Origin of the sequence: Paragemmobacter straminiformis, assembly GCF_014243445.1 — a bacterium.
Classification (GTDB): Bacteria; Pseudomonadota; Alphaproteobacteria; order Rhodobacterales; family Rhodobacteraceae; genus Paragemmobacter; species Paragemmobacter straminiformis.
This window is the reverse complement of the sequence record NZ_JACLQD010000001.1, coordinates 598395-613449: the sequence shown is the minus strand read 5'-3', so window position 1 is coordinate 613449 and position 15055 is coordinate 598395. Positions and strand designations below refer to the sequence as shown.

The 15055-nt window shown below is 68.4% G+C and carries 15 protein-coding genes; 8 read left to right on the top strand and 7 right to left on the bottom strand.

Annotated features, from left to right (window positions below):
• Nucleotides 1–27 precede the first annotated feature (27 nt).
• Genes H7F16_RS02895 through H7F16_RS02880 form a run of 4 tightly spaced genes read left to right on the top strand, consistent with a single transcriptional unit; the run spans nucleotide 28 to nucleotide 3431 of the window.
• Complete coding sequence (locus H7F16_RS02895; RefSeq protein WP_185796038.1) at nucleotides 28–1104, top strand: Gfo/Idh/MocA family protein; 1077 nt, start codon at nucleotides 28–30, stop codon at nucleotides 1102–1104.
• A complete protein-coding gene (locus H7F16_RS02890) occupies nucleotides 1104–1937 on the top strand; it encodes a sugar phosphate isomerase/epimerase family protein (RefSeq protein WP_185796037.1) in 834 nt (277 codons plus the stop codon). The genes H7F16_RS02895 and H7F16_RS02890 overlap by 1 nt, the downstream gene beginning before the upstream one ends.
• Nucleotides 1937–2725, top strand: coding sequence for an alpha/beta fold hydrolase (locus H7F16_RS02885; RefSeq protein WP_185796036.1), 789 nt, complete (start codon nucleotides 1937–1939; stop codon nucleotides 2723–2725). The genes H7F16_RS02890 and H7F16_RS02885 overlap by 1 nt, the downstream gene beginning before the upstream one ends.
• 10 nt (nucleotides 2726–2735) lie before the next feature.
• Complete coding sequence (locus tag H7F16_RS02880) at nucleotides 2736–3431, top strand: ribulose-phosphate 3-epimerase (RefSeq protein ID WP_185796035.1); 696 nt, start codon at nucleotides 2736–2738, stop codon at nucleotides 3429–3431.
• Nucleotides 3432–3462: 31 nt separating this feature from the next.
• On the opposite strand, the gene H7F16_RS02875 is transcribed toward H7F16_RS02880, so the two are convergent.
• Nucleotides 3463–4377: a hypothetical protein gene (locus H7F16_RS02875; RefSeq protein WP_185796034.1), complete on the bottom strand. Its 915-nt coding sequence runs from the start codon at nucleotides 4375–4377 to the stop codon at nucleotides 3463–3465.
• 216 nt (nucleotides 4378–4593) lie between these two features.
• Here H7F16_RS02875 and H7F16_RS02870 point away from each other — a divergent pair, with 216 nt between their 5' ends.
• The gene (locus H7F16_RS02870) at nucleotides 4594–4791 is read left to right on the top strand and encodes a hypothetical protein (RefSeq protein WP_185796033.1); all 198 of its coding nucleotides are present in this window, start codon (nucleotides 4594–4596) and stop codon (nucleotides 4789–4791) included.
• Between the two features lie 116 nt (nucleotides 4792–4907).
• Here the strand turns inward: H7F16_RS02870 and H7F16_RS02865 are convergent, their stop codons facing one another.
• The 6 genes from H7F16_RS02865 to H7F16_RS02840 all read right to left on the bottom strand — a co-directional run bounded on the left by H7F16_RS02865 (nucleotide 4908) and on the right by H7F16_RS02840 (nucleotide 11878).
• A complete protein-coding gene (locus H7F16_RS02865) occupies nucleotides 4908–6287 on the bottom strand; it encodes a four-carbon acid sugar kinase family protein (RefSeq protein ID WP_185796032.1) in 1380 nt (459 codons plus the stop codon).
• A complete protein-coding gene (locus H7F16_RS02860; RefSeq protein WP_185796031.1) occupies nucleotides 6287–7531 on the bottom strand; it encodes a ribulose-bisphosphate carboxylase large subunit family protein in 1245 nt (414 codons plus the stop codon). The genes H7F16_RS02865 and H7F16_RS02860 overlap by 1 nt, the downstream gene beginning before the upstream one ends.
• Nucleotides 7528–8538, bottom strand: coding sequence for a Gfo/Idh/MocA family protein (locus H7F16_RS02855; protein WP_185796030.1), 1011 nt, complete (start codon nucleotides 8536–8538; stop codon nucleotides 7528–7530). The genes H7F16_RS02860 and H7F16_RS02855 overlap by 4 nt, the downstream gene beginning before the upstream one ends.
• Entirely contained in the window at nucleotides 8535–10247 is a 1713-nt protein-coding gene (locus H7F16_RS02850; RefSeq protein ID WP_185796029.1) for a D-apionate lactonase family protein, read from the bottom strand. The genes H7F16_RS02855 and H7F16_RS02850 overlap by 4 nt, the downstream gene beginning before the upstream one ends.
• A gap of 66 nt (nucleotides 10248–10313) precedes the next feature.
• Nucleotides 10314–11036 (bottom strand): transcriptional regulator NanR, encoded by a 723-nt coding sequence (gene nanR / locus H7F16_RS02845; protein WP_185796028.1) that lies wholly within the window; start codon nucleotides 11034–11036, stop codon nucleotides 10314–10316.
• Nucleotides 11036–11878 carry a phosphogluconate dehydrogenase C-terminal domain-containing protein gene (locus tag H7F16_RS02840; protein ID WP_185796027.1) on the bottom strand — a complete coding sequence of 281 codons (843 nt, stop codon included), beginning with the start codon at nucleotides 11876–11878 and terminating at the stop codon, nucleotides 11036–11038. Before H7F16_RS02840 ends, nanR begins: the two co-directional genes overlap by 1 nt.
• Nucleotides 11879–12067: 189 nt before the next feature.
• Here H7F16_RS02840 and H7F16_RS02835 point away from each other — a divergent pair, with 189 nt between their 5' ends.
• From H7F16_RS02835 to H7F16_RS02825, 3 genes are read left to right on the top strand one after another with little or no spacing between them, the layout of a single operon-like run.
• A complete protein-coding gene (locus tag H7F16_RS02835) occupies nucleotides 12068–12889 on the top strand; it encodes a class I fructose-bisphosphate aldolase (RefSeq protein WP_185796026.1) in 822 nt (273 codons plus the stop codon).
• 2 nt (nucleotides 12890–12891) lie between these two features.
• A complete protein-coding gene (locus tag H7F16_RS02830) occupies nucleotides 12892–14031 on the top strand; it encodes a Gfo/Idh/MocA family protein (RefSeq protein ID WP_185796025.1) in 1140 nt (379 codons plus the stop codon).
• Nucleotides 14028–15002 (top strand): carbohydrate kinase family protein, encoded by a 975-nt coding sequence (locus H7F16_RS02825; protein ID WP_185796024.1) that lies wholly within the window; start codon nucleotides 14028–14030, stop codon nucleotides 15000–15002. The genes H7F16_RS02830 and H7F16_RS02825 overlap by 4 nt, the downstream gene beginning before the upstream one ends.
• Nucleotides 15003–15055: the final 53 nt, after the last annotated feature.

Below are 15055 nucleotides of genomic sequence, written 5' to 3'. Positions count from 1 at the left end.
ACGACCGACACAGGCGACGAGGATCGAATGCCCAAGAAACAAGACCGCCTTCTCCGCGTCGGCGTGCTCGGCTGCGGCCCCATCGCGCAGGCCGCGCATTTCGAAAGCTGCACCAAGGCGGCCAATGCCACGCTCTACGCCATCTGCGACGTGGCCGACGACCTGCGCGAACGCATGGCCGCCACCCACGCGCCCGAACGGCAATTTGCCGATTACGATGCCATGCTGGCCGACCCCGACCTTCAGGCCGTCATCATCGCCACCTCCGATGCCTTCCACGTTCCCGCCGCCAAACGCGCGCTGGAAGCGGGCAAGCATGTGCTGTGCGAAAAACCCCTCGCCACCTCGGTGGAAGAGGCCGAAAGCCTCCGCGCCGCCGCCGCCGCCTCGGGGTGCATCCTCCAGGTCGGCCATATGAAACGCTTCGACGCCGGTTTGCAGGCGGCCAAGGCCTTCGTCGACGGCGACATGGGCGAGATGGTCGCGCTCAAAGCATGGTATTGCGACAGCACCCACCGCTACCCGATGACCGATGCCGTCCAGCCGCTGATGGTCACCAGCCGCAACGCCCGCAAACCCGCAGGCGACCCCAAAGCCGACCTCGACCGCTATTACATGCTTGCCCACGGCAGCCATCTGGTCGACACCGCCCGCTACTTCGCAGGCCCCATCGCCTCGGTCGACGCGCGCTTGCTCAACCGTGGCGGCCTGCGCTGCTGGTTCGTCGATGTCGCATTCGAAAACGGCACGCTCGGCCATCTCGACCTGACCGTCGCCGTCCGCATGGACTGGCACGAAGGCTTCCAGATCTACGGCGCCAACGGGTCCATCCTCGGCAAGACCTATAACCCCTGGTATTACAAATCCTCCGAGGTCGACATCTTCCACGAAAGCGCGGGCGAAAGCCGCCGCGTCCTCGGCGCCGACGGTCACTTCTACCGCCGCCAGCTCGAAGGCTTCGCCGATACCGTGCTGAACGGCACCCCGATGCAAGGCGCCGATATCGAGGACGGCATCGCCTCGGTCCGCGCGATGGTCGCCATCGCCCAATCGGTCCGCAGCGGCCAGCCCGTGCGCATCGATCAGGCGGCGGGTCCGGTCTGATGCAGCCCGCGCCGCTTCGTCTGGGCATCTTTGCCAAAACCTTCGCAGGCAGCGACCCCGCGACCGTGCTGGCCGCGGCCCGTGACGCGGGCTATGCGGCGGTGCAATACAACATGGCCTGCTCGGGCATGCCCGCCATGCCCGACGCGCTTGCCCAAGCCGACATCGCCGCCATCCGCCGCGCGTCCGAGGCGACGGGCGTCGCCATCGCCGCCGTCTCGGGCACCTACAACATGATCCACCCCGACCCCGCCCAGCGCGCGGCGGGCCTGCGCCGCCTGTCGCTGCTCATCGCCCATGCCCGCGCCATGGGAACCGGCATGGTCACGCTTTGCACCGGCACCCGCCATGCCACCGACCAATGGGCGCACCACCCCGACAATGCCACGCCCGAGGCATGGCGCGACCTGCTGGCTGAAATGGCCAAGGCCTGCGAACAGGCCGAATCCGCCGGCATCCGCCTTGGCATCGAACCCGAGCTTGCAAATGTCGTCGACAGCGCCGCCGCCGCGCGCCGCCTGATCGACAGCTTGCAAAGCCCCGCCCTCGCCATCGTCCTCGATCCCGCCAACCTGTTCGAGACGGCCTCCGATGCTGACCGCCGCGCCATCATCGCCGATGCGGTCGACCGTCTGGCCGACCGGATCGTCATGGCCCACGCCAAGGACCGCCACCCCGACGGCAGCTTTGCCACGGCAGGGCAGGGGGTGGTCGATTTCCCGCATTTCATCGCCTGCCTCAAAGCGGCGGGCTTTCACGGCGATCTCGTCACCCACGGCCTGACCGCGCCCGAAGCGCCCGCCGTCGCAGCCTTCCTGCGCGGGCTGGCCTGATGCCTTCGGTCCTGCACCGCGACGGCCTGCGCCTGACCGTCCACGATGCGGGCGGCGCGGGCCGTCCGGTGATCTTCCAGCACGGCCTCTGCGGCGATGCGCGCCAGACCTTCGAGGCCTTCCCGGCCGATCCCCGCCTGCGCTGCCTCACGCTCGACTGTCGCGGCCACGGCACATCCGACTTCGACCCGCAGCCCGGCCTTGCCAAATTCGCGCAGGATGTGGCGGCACTGGCCGAAACGCTTGGCCAGCCCGTCGCCATCGGTGGCATCTCGATGGGGGCGGCCATCGCCCTGCGCCTTGCCGTCACGCGGCCGGAACTTGTCTCGCGCCTCTTTCTCGTCCGCCCCGCTTGGGGCTGCGATGCCGCCCCGCCCAACATGGCACCCAATGCCGAAGTCGGCCTTGCCCTCGTCCGCCTTCCCGTGGCCGAGGCACGGGCGGCCTTCCTGTCCTCGGACACCGCGCAAACCCTCGCCGCGACCGCGCCCGACAACCTCAACTCGCTGCGCGGCTTTTTCGACCGCACCCCCGTCTCGCGCACGGCGATCCTGCTCAACACCATCTCGCGCGACGGCCCGGGCGTCACCCCCGCCGACCTCGGCGCCCTGCGCCTGCCCACCCTTGTCGCGGGCTGCGCCGAAGATGCGATCCACCCGCTCGCCCTGTCCCGCGACCTCGCCGCCCTCATTCCGGCTGCGACCCATGTCACCCTGCCGCCCAAGGGCAGTGACAAACCGGCCCATCTCGCGGCCCTGCACCGCGCCCTTACCGATTTCCTGACCTGAAGGACCGACCATGCCCCGCCCTGCTTCCGACTGGCTCGCCGCCCTGCCGACACACCGCCTGATCGCCGAGTTTTCGGTCTGGTCCGCCGACCTGATCCGCTTGGCCGATGACATGGCCCGCATCCGTCCCCATGCCGATATCCTGCATATCGACGTGGCCGACGGCGTCTTTGCCCCCGCCTTCCTGTTCTTTCCCGACCTCGTCGCCCGCATCCGCGATGTCTCCGACCTGCCGATCCACGTGCATCTGATGGTCGACGACGCCGTGCTTCTGTCGCAGGTCGAACAATTCGCCGAAGCGGGGGCCGACCTCATCAGCCTGCACGCCGAAAACGCCAATGCGTCAAAGGCGCTTGATCTGATCGCGGGATACGGCCTCAAATCCGGCATGGTGCTGCGCGTCGAAACCCCCGTGTCGCGCGCCGCACCCCATATCGGACGGCTCGATGTCCTGACCCTGCTCGGCACCGCCATCGGGGTAAAGGGGCAGGGCCTCGACCCCCGCGCCACCACCCGTCTGGCCGAAGCCAAGGCGCTGATCGCGCCCGCCGGACGCCGCATCGTCCTTGCTGCCGATGGCGGCATCCGCGATACCACCGTGCCGCTGCTGCGCGGGGCAGGGGCCGAAACCGTGGTGCTTGGCTCGCTCGCCTTCGGCGCGCCCGACCTTGCCGCCCGCATGGAATGGCTGCACGGCCTCGGCTGACCCCGCAGGCCGCACCCGCCCTTATCCGCCGCTACCCCCGCGCGCCTTCGCTGCGCGCCAGCGCAAGGGCGCGGGCAACCTCGGTCAGGTCCTCGCCCAGCACCTTCAGCGGATGCGGCGCGCCCCCGCCGTCCAGAAAGCGCATCACGGCCGCAGCCAGCGCATCGGTGATCCCCGCCGCATAGCCGCAGGCCGCCAGATCCGCCGCCACCGCATCGGCCCGATGCGGCAGATAGGCCAGCCCCTCGACCGTCCCGCCCTCGGGCAGGCGCATCCCCACGATCCGGCAGACGGAAACCTCCTCCATCGTTCCGGCCACGGTAAAGCCTTGGCTCAACCCGCAAAAACAGTCGCTCGGCCGCCCCGACACCAGCAGCGATTGCGCCATATGCTCGCCCTCGGCCCCCGACAGCGTCAACTGCAAGGTCCGCCCCGCGCGCGTTCCGCTGCCACGGAACACCCCCAGATGCCCGTCGAGCTGCTCGCTGTAGACCGCGCCGACCTTACCCTGCGCCGCAGGCCGCAGCGCCATCTCGCCACGGATCAGCAGTCCCTGATGAAAGGGCGACCACGCCCAGGAATAGCAGACGAAATCCCCGACCAGCGCATCCCCCGTCGCCGCCTTCTCGCCCAGAAACGCCGCCGTCCGCGCCTGCACCTCGCGCGCATCGGCCTGAAACAGGGCGCAGACCTCTTCGCTGAAAGCCTCGACCGAACAGCCCGCAAGCCACGTCCCGCCGCGCCCCGTGCCCAGAAGCCGCGCCCAATCCTCGTAGACGGTCATCGAACGGGGCAGCGATTTTCCCTGCAACCATTTGAAACTGCGCTCGAGGTCGAACTCTGTCGCGGGGTTGAGCGCGCGAAACCGGGCGCAAAGCTCCTTGCGGGTGGAACATCCCAGAACAACCGCCGTGATGCCGAGCTTCTGCGCGAAGGACAGCGACATGAGTTCCTTTCAAAGCCGTTAAGAAATCTTGCCCGAACGCTAGCCGCCAAACACTGGAATTCCAATACTTTCGTTTGCCCGCCACGGCCCTTTGGCACAGCCTTTCCCCATTGCAGCACTGCCCCCGGTGGGCGCGGCCGGTCTTTCTGCCGGACCCGTGCCCACCACTCCCGCCAACAGGAGCCGATTGTGACCCAGTCCCAGACATTTCTACAAATGACTTCGCTGCTGCTGGGCCTTGCCGCCCTTGCCCTCGCAATGGCCGCCATGCCCGCCGAGATGCGCTCGCGCTTCCGCGCCGAACCCGTGCTTTCCGAACCCCTGCACCCGTCGGACATCGCCACCGCGCGCGGCCTGCGCGATGGCGCGGACGGGGCCGGGGGGGCCGTCTCGACCAGCCGCAAGCGCAACTGACCAAAGCCTTGGTGCCGCGTTACCCGTCCTGATCCTGTCTGATCCCCTTCGCTCGAACAGGACGCAGCGGCGCTTCTGGCGACCGGCCCCAGACCTCCGGGGCCGGTCGCCGCCTGTCAGGCCCTGATCCCGTCGCGGATCTGCGCGAACAGCCCCGCATCCCCCATCTGCCCGCCCTTCAGCACCAGTTCCAGCGCAGGCCCGCTGTTGAAATGCGCGGTCAGCAGCGGAACCGAAGGCGCAATCGCCGCCTCGGCCGTCAGCGCCACGCAGCCCAGTTCCGCCGTGGCATGGCTCGACGTGTCGCCCCCCGCAATCGCGGCCCGCGTCAGCCCCGCCTTGCGCACCACACGCGCCAGAATGCCGCCCAGACCCTGCGACAGGCGCGCCGTCATCGCCACCGCATCCAGCCCCGCCGCCGCGCGCGCCGCAGCCACCCGCCCGAGGGCCGCATCCTCCGGCCCGCTCGCCGTATAGACAAGCGGGCTTTCCCCCCGTTCCAGCGCCGCCAGTGCCGCCGCCTCGACCCGTGCCACCTCTTCCGCCCAGCCGCGCGCATCCACCGCCCGCTCTGCCGCCAACCGCAGCGCGGCAAAGCCCGCCGCCCCGGCAGCCGCGATCTGCCGCGCCGTATCGGGCGAACATGATCCCGACACGACCGCGATCCGCCCCGCTGGCCCCGCCAGCCGTGGCGCGGGGCGCGGCAGGTCCCAATGCGCGATCAACGCCTCTTCCAACCCCTGCGAGCCCAGCGCGAAAAGCGGCCGCTCCATCGCCCGCGCCCAGATCACCCGCCCCGCCTCGGCCAATGTCTGCTGGTCCAGCACGTCGAATGCCACGATCCGCGCGCCCGCCGCCAGTTCCGCGGCCAAGGCGGCCCCGCCCTCCCGCGCCTGCAAGGCCAGCACATCGACCAGCCCCACCGGCAAATCCGTCTGCCCCGCCAGATGCCGCCGCACATCGGCCTCGTGCATCGGTGTCGTCGGATGCACCGCCATCGTCGGGTGCCGGTCCAGCCGCACCACGCCTTGCGGGCTGCGCGCGAACAGGGTGCCGAACATCTGCCAGCGCCCGATCTTCGGCGCGCCCACCACCAGCGGCGCCCAGTCGCCAATCCCCAGTTCGGCGGCCTTGCCGATGCTGCCCACATGCGGCGCGCTGTCAAAGGTCGAACACAGCTTGTAATGCAGCACCCGCCCGCCCATCGCCCGCAGCGCGGCAAAGACGGGCGGCAGATGCGCCTCCATCCATGCCGGATCGCGGCTGCGCGCATCGCCCGCAATTCCCACCGCCCGCTTGCCCGCAAAGCGGGCCATCAGCGCGGGCGACGGCAGGCCAAGGAACAGGACCGCAGGCAACCCCGCGAATTCCAGCGCCTCCAGCACCGCGCCCGATCCGGTGAAATCATCGCCATACCATGTCAGCAGCACGCCATCAGGCAGCGCAACAGGGTCGGGCAGCGCAACGGGGGCGGGCAGCGCATCAGTGGAGGGCATCACGAAAACAGCCCCACCGCCTGCGCAAGGGCGCGGTTCTCGCGCGCCGCCACCGCCAGAGGAACGCCCGCAACGGCGGCCTCCCACGCCGCCCGCATGCTTTCCACACCCCCCGCAGGCCCGCCCGGATGCGCCATGATCCCGCCCCCCGCCGCATGGATAAGATTGACAGACCCCAGCGCCGCCCATGTGTCATGCGCCTGCGCCGCCGATTGCCCGCTGGAAAACACCGGCATCGCCTCGCAACCCGGCCCCCCTGCGAACATCGGGCGCAGCACCGAACGGGCCGAGGCGATCGAGGACGCATCGCTTTCGCAGAACTTGTTCCTGATCCCGTTCACATGCAGATGGTCCGCCCCCGCCACGCGCCACAGCTTGGCCCATGCCACATAGTCGAACCCCAGCGACGGATGCCGCGACAGCGCGCCCCAGCCGTTGCGATGCGCATGGATCGGCAGGCGCGCCGCCCGCTTCAGCGCCGTGAACCCCGTCAACCCGACCGAGTTGAGCGAGACCATCACGCAAGTCCCGCCCAGCGTCTCGACCAGATCGTGCCGCGCCTGCATCTCGTCCACCTCGCCCGTGACGTTGAAGGCAAACATGACCTTGCGCCCCGTCCGGTCCGCATGGCGGTTGATCACCTCCATCACCGCGCGGGCGCGGTCCCCGAACGGACAGGCAGGCCCGTCCGACTGCAACTCGTCATCCTTGATAAAGTCGATCCCTGCCGCGCAAAGCAGGTCGACCATTTCCGCCGTATCCGCGGCCGACAGCCCGACCGACGGCTTGATGATCGTTCCGATCAACGGCCGCCCCTGCACCCCGGTCAGCCTGCGCGTCCCCGAAACGCCAAAGGCAGGCCCGCCATAGCGCTGCACGAATTCCACGGGCAGGCGCAGGTCAAGCAGGCGCAGGCCGCTGAAATACTTCAACTCGAACAGGTTTCCCGCCACCGTCGCCAGCAGGTTCGGCAGGCTCGGCCCGATATTGGCAAGCGGCCATGACAGCGTCACCTTTGCCGCCCGCACCACGCCCGACCCTTTGCCCGCCCCGGGCAGGGCCGCCGCGACCTCTCCCATCTCCTCGATCCGCTCGACCCGCGCCGCCGCCCGCGCCTTCAGCTCGGGCGTTTCCCCCGGCACGGGCAGAAAGGTGCCCGACGATTGCTCGCCCGCCATCGCCTCGGCCGCCACGGCCAGATCGTAGCCCGTCTCGACCAGATAATCCGCCTCGAAGCGTGTCATGCCAGATCCACCGTTTGTCCCGTCTGCCCCGCCCGTATCGCCGCCAGCGTCAGCCGCAATGTCCCGAGGTTATGCGCCCCCGAAGGCGCCGCCTCGGCCCGCCCGTCCAGCACCGCCGCCACATGCGCCTGAAAGGCCACGACCGAATCCTGTATCAGATGCCACGGCTTCGCCCCCCAGTCGGGGCAGGCAGGTTCCGTGTCGAAACTCTCGACCCGCCCGCCCTTGTGCAGCCGCATCGCATAGCCCTGCGTCAGCTCGAGCGACCCCTCGTCCCCCTCCAGCAGCGCCAGCGATTGCGGGAACGGGTCCGGCTCCAGCACCGAATGAAACGAGCATTCCACCGAACTCACCGCCCCCGAGGCGTGGCGCAGCAGCGCGGTAAAGGCGTCCTCGCCCTTCACCGCCGGATTGCGCCGCTGCACCTCGCAGGCCACCCGCACCACATCGCCCATCAGATGGCGCGCCATGTCGAACAGGTGCAGCCCCACATCGGTCAGGGCAAGGTCCGGCACCTCGGCCAGATAGGGCTGGTTGGCATAGATGTCATAGCCATGCCGGAACGACAGCCGCAGGAAGCGGGGCTTGCCCAGCCCGTCCATCCGCGCCTTCATCTCGCGGATCGGCCGTTGCCAGCGAAAATTCTCGTGCACCGTCAGCACGACACCGCGCTCGGCACAGGCCGCCACCATCGCCGCGCCGTCGTCCAGCGTCTCGGCAAAGGGCTTCTGGCAGATCACCAGCCGCGCATGGCGCGCCGCCAGTTCGACCAGCGCCCGGTGCGACCCGACCGTGGTGGCGATGTCGACGAAATCGGGCCGCAACCGCGCCAGCATCTCTGCCGCATCGGTGCCCGCCTCGGCCCCGTAGGCCGCCGCGAAAGCCTCGGCCTTGGCGGGGTCGGTGTCGCAGACCCCCACGATCTTCACCCCCGCCTGCCGCGTCCAGGCCTCCATATGGTTGCGGGCAAAGAACCCGCAGCCGATCAGCACGCCCCGATGCGTCATGCCCGTCCCTCCAGAAAAGCCAGATCGAAGCGCGAAAGCCGCACCCCGCCCAAATCCTGCGGCGGCCCGTCAAGCCAGTCCGCCGCCCGCGCCGCCGCTTCGGTCGCCGCGCAAAGCACATGCCCGCGCGCACCGGCGGGCAGCGTCACCGCCCCCTCAACCACCGCGATGATGGACCCCCGCGCCGTTTCGATGCGGATGCTCCCGCCCGCCCCGGTCCGCGCCGCCGCGCCCGCAAGGTCACGGGCAAAGCGCAGCACGTGATAGACCGGCCAAACCCCACCGGCCCCGCCCGCAGCCAAGGGGCCGTCCGACATTGCCAGCGCGACCGATGCCACCCCTTGCGCACTTGCCCCGGCCAGCACCCCCGCCGCAAAGCAGGCGGCAAAGCGCGTCTCTTGCCTCGGGTCGTCGCGCACCATCGCCAGACGCTCGCGCGCGGGGTTGGCCACACAATCCGCCGCATAGGGATTTGACCGCATGCCAATCGAATAAAGCCCAAGATGCAAGGGCTTGCCCCGCGCGATGCCGCGCGCCGAGGCAAAGACCCCGGGCAAGGCCTCAAGCGTCTCCAGCACCGACATGTCGTCGGCGGCATGAACCACCGCCGTCCCGCCGAAGGTCACGAAATCCACCAGATCGGGATCGGGGCGGCAGCGGTTGAATTCGGTGAAATTGGTGAACATCCCCCCGCCCACGGCGGCACGGGGAAACAGCGCCCGCGCTTTCGCCACCAGCGCCATCGGGGTCGGCCCGTCGGGCCATGGCCCCTCGGGCTGGTGGCTTTTCAGATAAGGCGCGGTCAACACCGTGACCCGCGCCACATCCAGCCCCGCGCAGGCGGCGGCGATGGGCGCCAACCCGTCCAACCCTTCGTCAACCACGATCTCCAGATGCACCGGCCCCGCCAGCGCAGGCACCCTGTCCCCCGCCCGCAGCCGCAATTGCACCGCAAACCCCGGCAAGACCGCCTCGGCCAGTCCGGCCTCCATCGCCACGGCGACCTCGGGCACGATACCTTCTTGCGCCGCATCCCCCGCCGCCGCCTTGGCTGCTTGCCCGCCAAGGCGCAGCTCGACCCGCTGCCGAACGGGGGCATCGGGGCCAAGCGCAAAGGGCAGGGGCAGGGCAAGCGGGCGGCAATAGGTCTTGTAACTCGCATCGGTCCAGTTGCGCTGGTCCTCCATCTCGAACACCTCGCCCGCCATCGTCAGGGCGACCCGCACGCCCGCGACCTCGTGCGCCAGTCCCGCAATGTCGAACACCGGCTGGCCGGGCGAGATCGTCGCAGGCCAGCGCAGCGCCTCGACCGACCCGTCGCCATGCGTCACCGCCAGCGCCTGCCCCGACACGCCGCGCAAAGGGTGCAGCAGCGTGAACCCCGCGCGGTTCACCGCAATATCCGTCGCGGCGTCGATCTCGACCGTCAGCACCAGATGCGCCTCCTCGATCTCGGCGCGAAACACCCCCGCAAAGCCGCCATCCCGCGCGGCGAAATGGTGTTCATAGCGCAACCGCCCCGCATCCCGCTCGACCGCTTCCGAAACCGTCCGCACCGCAAAGGTGCCCCAGCTTGCGTCGCGCACCGGATAGGACACCCGCCGCAGCACCTCGACCCCGTCAAAACAGATGCGCCGCAGATCACCCTCGACGACCAGAAGCGAAAGCCGCCCGACCTGATATTCCATCGCTCCGCCCCCAGTCGTCATACCAGTGCTTCATCCCTGCTTCACGAAACCTGCCAAAGCCCTAAGGCCGCGCACCCCGTGTCTGCATCACCTGTGCATTCCGGAATCGCCGCCGCCGCGCCGATACATCTCGTTCGCGCGGTTCAGGTGATCCGCCATCGCCGCCGCCGCCCGCGCCGCATCCCCCGTGGCAATCGCCGCAATGATGCCGCGATGCTCGGCCAGCGTCAGGTTCTCTTTCCCCGGCACGCTCACCAGATCGACGTGGAAATCGTTCAGCCAGCGGAACAGCCCGTCCGACAGCGCCGACCAGATCGGATTGCCGCTGATCGCCGCAATCTCGCGGTGGAACTGCCCGTCCAGCCGCCGGAACGCCGCCCCGTCACCCAGCGCCGCCTCTTGCCGCGCCACCGTGTCGCGCAACCGTTCAAGGTCGCTTCCCGAATGCCGCCGCGCAGCGATCCGGGCCATCTCGACCTCGAATGTCACCCGCGCATCCTTGAGGTTCTCGAGACTCGCGTTGGAATGCACCAGCAGATGTTTCATCGCCTCGGACATCTGGTCGACCATCCGCCCGACCGAAGGTTCCGCCACCCGCGCCCGTTCCCCGTGGCGGATTCCGATCAGCCCCGACCGCTCCAGCGCCTGCATCGCCTCGCGGATCGCGGGGCGGCCGACGCCAAGGCTTTCCATCAGTTCCCGCTCCGAGGGCAGCGCGTCGCCGGGCCGCAATTCGCCGCCCTCGATCTGGGCAAGCAGGCGCAAGCGCACCTCCTCGCCCAGTTTGCGCTTCTGGATCGGCCCGCTCATCAGGCGGTGCGGCCCTGCACGATCAGCTCGCAGCTGTCCTTGACCACGGGGGGCGACAGAACGTCCAACCATGTGTCCTTGATCAGATATTTCCGCGCATGGGCCATCACCCGCAGCGCCGCATCCGACGGCACCTTGGGCGAATAGCCGAACCACATGGCGATTTCCACATTCAGATGCCCGATCAGGAAGTCGAACGCCGCCTCGCGCGGGATGCCGTATGTCCCGGCGCAAACCTCGACCGCTTCCGCCATCATGTCGACAAAGGGCATGGCGATCATTTCCGAAAGCCCCGGTTCCAGAATGGCCAACTGCTCGACCGTGACCCGATGCGTCCGCATCACGGGCGACCACATCACTCGGCAGATTTCCGCACCCAGTTCGTAATGCGCCTCGGGCCCCTGCATCAGCGCGCAGACGATGGCCTGCTTGGCCACGCCGCCATGCACATCGGCCCGTGCTGCGGGGTCGGTCTCGTCGTTGTAAAGCGGCGGGTGGCAGGGATGGCCCACGAAATAGGTGATATCGGCGCGTTCCGGCAGCGCCCCCGCATAGGGGGCCGCAGCGTCGAGGATCACGACCATCGTCCCCGCAGCCAGCTTCGGCACGATCTCGTGCGCGACCTTGCCGATCAGGCTGTCGGGCAGGGCCAGAACCACCACCTCGGCCCCGTCCAGCCCCGCCGTCTGGTCGACCGCCGCAATGCCCACCTCGGCCAGACGCGCGCGACCGATGTCGCCCACCTCCACCGCGCGGGTGTCATACCCGGCTTCAACGAATTTCCGTGTAACACGGAAACCCATCTTCCCGCCCGCTCCCAGAACCGCGACCGATTTCGCCATGTGCTTTTTCCTCCAAGGGTTTCGCAAAGCTGAACAACCGCGTCCGGCGGCTTGGCAAAGGGTCTAGCGCATGTATACTCATCATACCAGTTGAATTTCCGCCTTCTGCAAAACCCTCCACCAAAGCTTTTGACAAGGCGGGTGGCGGCAAGTAACCTTCTGGAAACGTTTCCAGCACAGGTCGCCCCCATGAAATCCGCCCGCATGAACCGCCTCTTCTCGCCCTCGGGCAATTGCTTCGACGTGGCGATCGACCACGGCATGTTCAACGAACGCTCCTTCCTCGGCGGGATCGAGAACATGAAACAGGCGATCCAGACCATCGCCGCCGCCGCCCCCGATGCGATCCAGCTTCCCCCCGGCACCGCGCCGATCCTGCAAGCCATCCCCGGCAAGGCCCGCCCCGCGCTGGTGCTGCGCACTGACATCGCCAATGTCTACGGCACCCCGCTCCCCTCGTCGCTCTTCTCCGAGGTGATCGACCGCGCTGTCGAGCAGGGCGTGGTCCTCGATGCGGCCTGCGTCGTGGTCAACCTGCTGCTGCTGCCCAACCAGCCCGAGGTCTACCGCGCCTGCGTCCGCAACGTGAACAGCCTGAAACGGGAATGCGAGATCATGGGGATGCCGCTCATGGTCGAACCCCTTGTGATGCAAGACAATTCCAAAGGCGGCTACATGGTCGACGGCAACATCGACCTGATCCTGCCGCTTGTCCGGCAGGCCGCCGAACTTGGCGCCGATATCATCAAGGCCGATCCCTGCGAGAACGTGGCCGAATACCACCGCGTCATCGAAATCGCCCAAGGTCTGCCCGTCCTTGTCCGTGGCGGGGGCCGTGTCTCCGATGCCGAAATCCTGTCGCGCACCGCCGAGCTGATGCGTCAAGGCGCGCGCGGCATCGTCTATGGCCGCAACGTGGTCCAGCATCCGAACCCCGCGGGAATGACCCGCGCGCTGATGGCCATCGTCCACGAAGGCACCGCACCCGAAACCGCCTTGGAGATGATCTGACCATGCGCGAGATCCGCTTCGGCATCATCGGCTGCGGTCTGATGGGCCGCGAATTCGCCTCGGCCGCCGCCCGCTGGCTGCACCTGACCGATGTGAAGGCCAAGCCCCGCATCGTCGCCGTCTGCGACACCAACCCCGCGCTTCTGGGCTGGTATGCCGACCACCTCGGCCCGATGCAGCAGACGACCGATTACCGCGAACTCCTCGCCAACCCTGACATCGACGCCGTCTACTGCGCCGTCCCCCACGTGCTGCATGCCGAGCTTTACCCCGCGATCCTTGCCGCCGGAAAGCACCTCTTGGGCGAGAAACCCTTCGGCATGGATGCCGCGCAGAACGCCACCATCATGGCCGCCATCGCCGCCCGACCCGATCTTCTCGTCCGCTGCTCCTCGGAAATGCCCTTCTACCCCGGTGCGCAGAAGGTCGTTGATTTCGTCACCTCCGGCGCCATCGGTCCGATCCTCGAAGTGGAAGCGTGCTTCCTCCATTCGTCGGACATCAACCCGCAAAAGCCGCTGAACTGGAAGCGCATGGCCCGCGTGAACGGCGAATACGGCTGCATGGGCGATCTGGGCATGCATGTCCTGCACGTGCCCCTCCGCCTTGGCTGGCGCCCCGAAAGCGTCACAGCCTCGCTTGTCAAACGCGTCCCCACCCGCCCCGACGGCAAGGGCGGCACCGTCCCTTGCGACACATGGGACAACGCCACCATCACCGCCACCGTCCCCCATGCAGACGGCGCGTTCCCCTTGGTGCTGAAAACATGGCGCATCGCCCCGGGCGAGGCGAACACATGGTCCATCCGCGTGCTGGGCATGAACGGCTCGGCCTTCTTCACCACCAAATCGCCGCGCCAATGGTCCTATATGCATTACACGGCAGGCGGGCCGCAGGCTTGGGCCACCGAGGATCTGGGCTACACCCCGCTGTTCCCCGCCATCACGGGCGGCATATTCGAATTCGGCTTTACCGATGCCATCCAGCAGATGTGGGCCGCCTTTGTCGACGAGCTGGCAGGGGGCGATGCCAAGGGCTTCCCCTGCGCCACCCCGGCCGAGGCCGCCGCCCACCACGCCGTGCTGACCGCAGCACTTCAGGCGGGCAAGTCCGGCCAATCGGTCAAGGTCGCCTACGCATGAAGCGCGGCATCGCCTGTGCCGGAAACTGGATCGTGGACATCGTCCACACGATCGAGGCATGGCCGCAGAAAAGCGACCTCGTCCGCATCAGGGACGAGGTCGAGGGAACCGGCGGCGGCGCCGCAAACGTCCTTCTTGCCCTCTCGGCCTTTCGCACCGGCCTGCCGCTTTATGCGATGGGCCTGATCGGCACCGACCGCCACGCCGAAACCGTCCTTGCGGCGGTCAAGGGGGCAGGTGCCGACCGCGCAGGGCTGAAACAGACCGGCCGCGCCCCCACCGCCCATACCCATGTGATGAACCTGCCCGGTGACAGCCGGACCTTTTTCTATCACCCCGGCACCAATGACCTGCTCTCGGAAGAGGACGTCGCCGTCGAATCCGCCGCAGCCCGTGGGGCGCGTATCTTCTACCTCGGCTACCTGAACCTTCTGGGCCAGCTCGATCTTGTCGAGCAGGGCCAGACCGGTGCTGGCCGCGTGCTTGCCCGCGCCAAGGCGGCGGGGATGGAGACGGCGGTCGATCTTGTCTCGACCGACCGCGCCGAATTCCGCGCCGCCGTCGAAGCGGCCTTGCCCCATATCGACTACCTTTTCCTGAACGAGGTCGAAGCCGCCCGCGCCACGGGCATCGCCATTGCCGGAGCCGCGGACGAATCCGCCATTGCCGCCGCAGCCGCCCGGCTTTTGGCCGGAGGTGTCGCCCGTGCCGTGATCCTGCATACCCCCGCGCTGGGCCTGTGGTTCGGCGCCGACGGCACCCGCATCACCCGACGCCCCGACCCGGTGATGCCCGAAGACATCGTCAGCCCCGTCGGCGCGGGCGATGCCTTTGCCGCGGGCTGCCTTTACGGCATCCACGAAGGCTGGCAGCCCGACGCCTGCCTTCGCCTTGGCCACCGCGCGGCGGCGGCTGCGCTGAAAGGCGCCACGGCCACGGAATCCATCCCCCCCCTGGTCGCCCTGCTTTGACCCCGGGAGGGCTGTCTGCCCTCCCGGACCCACCCGAGGATATTTGTCCGAGT

Excerpts from the sequence above, each read along its gene's own strand:
- H7F16_RS02895 (WP_185796038.1), top strand. The coding sequence starts at position 28 with ATGCCCAAGAAACAAGACCGCCTTCTCCGCGTCGGCGTGCTCGGCTGC.
- H7F16_RS02890 (WP_185796037.1), top strand. The coding sequence starts at position 1,104 with ATGCAGCCCGCGCCGCTTCGTCTGGGCATCTTTGCCAAAACCTTCGCA.
- H7F16_RS02885 (WP_185796036.1), top strand. The coding sequence starts at position 1,937 with ATGCCTTCGGTCCTGCACCGCGACGGCCTGCGCCTGACCGTCCACGAT.
- H7F16_RS02880 (WP_185796035.1), top strand. The coding sequence starts at position 2,736 with ATGCCCCGCCCTGCTTCCGACTGGCTCGCCGCCCTGCCGACACACCGC.
- H7F16_RS02875 (WP_185796034.1), bottom strand. The coding sequence starts at position 4,377 with ATGTCGCTGTCCTTCGCGCAGAAGCTCGGCATCACGGCGGTTGTTCTG.
- H7F16_RS02870 (WP_185796033.1), top strand. The coding sequence starts at position 4,594 with ATGACTTCGCTGCTGCTGGGCCTTGCCGCCCTTGCCCTCGCAATGGCC.
- H7F16_RS02865 (WP_185796032.1), bottom strand. The coding sequence starts at position 6,287 with ATGCCCTCCACTGATGCGCTGCCCGCCCCCGTTGCGCTGCCCGACCCT.
- H7F16_RS02860 (WP_185796031.1), bottom strand. The coding sequence starts at position 7,531 with ATGACACGCTTCGAGGCGGATTATCTGGTCGAGACGGGCTACGATCTG.
- H7F16_RS02855 (WP_185796030.1), bottom strand. The coding sequence starts at position 8,538 with ATGACGCATCGGGGCGTGCTGATCGGCTGCGGGTTCTTTGCCCGCAAC.
- H7F16_RS02850 (WP_185796029.1), bottom strand. The coding sequence starts at position 10,247 with ATGACGACTGGGGGCGGAGCGATGGAATATCAGGTCGGGCGGCTTTCG.
- nanR (WP_185796028.1), bottom strand. The coding sequence starts at position 11,036 with ATGAGCGGGCCGATCCAGAAGCGCAAACTGGGCGAGGAGGTGCGCTTG.
- H7F16_RS02840 (WP_185796027.1), bottom strand. The coding sequence starts at position 11,878 with ATGGCGAAATCGGTCGCGGTTCTGGGAGCGGGCGGGAAGATGGGTTTC.
- H7F16_RS02835 (WP_185796026.1), top strand. The coding sequence starts at position 12,068 with ATGAAATCCGCCCGCATGAACCGCCTCTTCTCGCCCTCGGGCAATTGC.
- H7F16_RS02830 (WP_185796025.1), top strand. The coding sequence starts at position 12,892 with ATGCGCGAGATCCGCTTCGGCATCATCGGCTGCGGTCTGATGGGCCGC.
- H7F16_RS02825 (WP_185796024.1), top strand. The coding sequence starts at position 14,028 with ATGAAGCGCGGCATCGCCTGTGCCGGAAACTGGATCGTGGACATCGTC.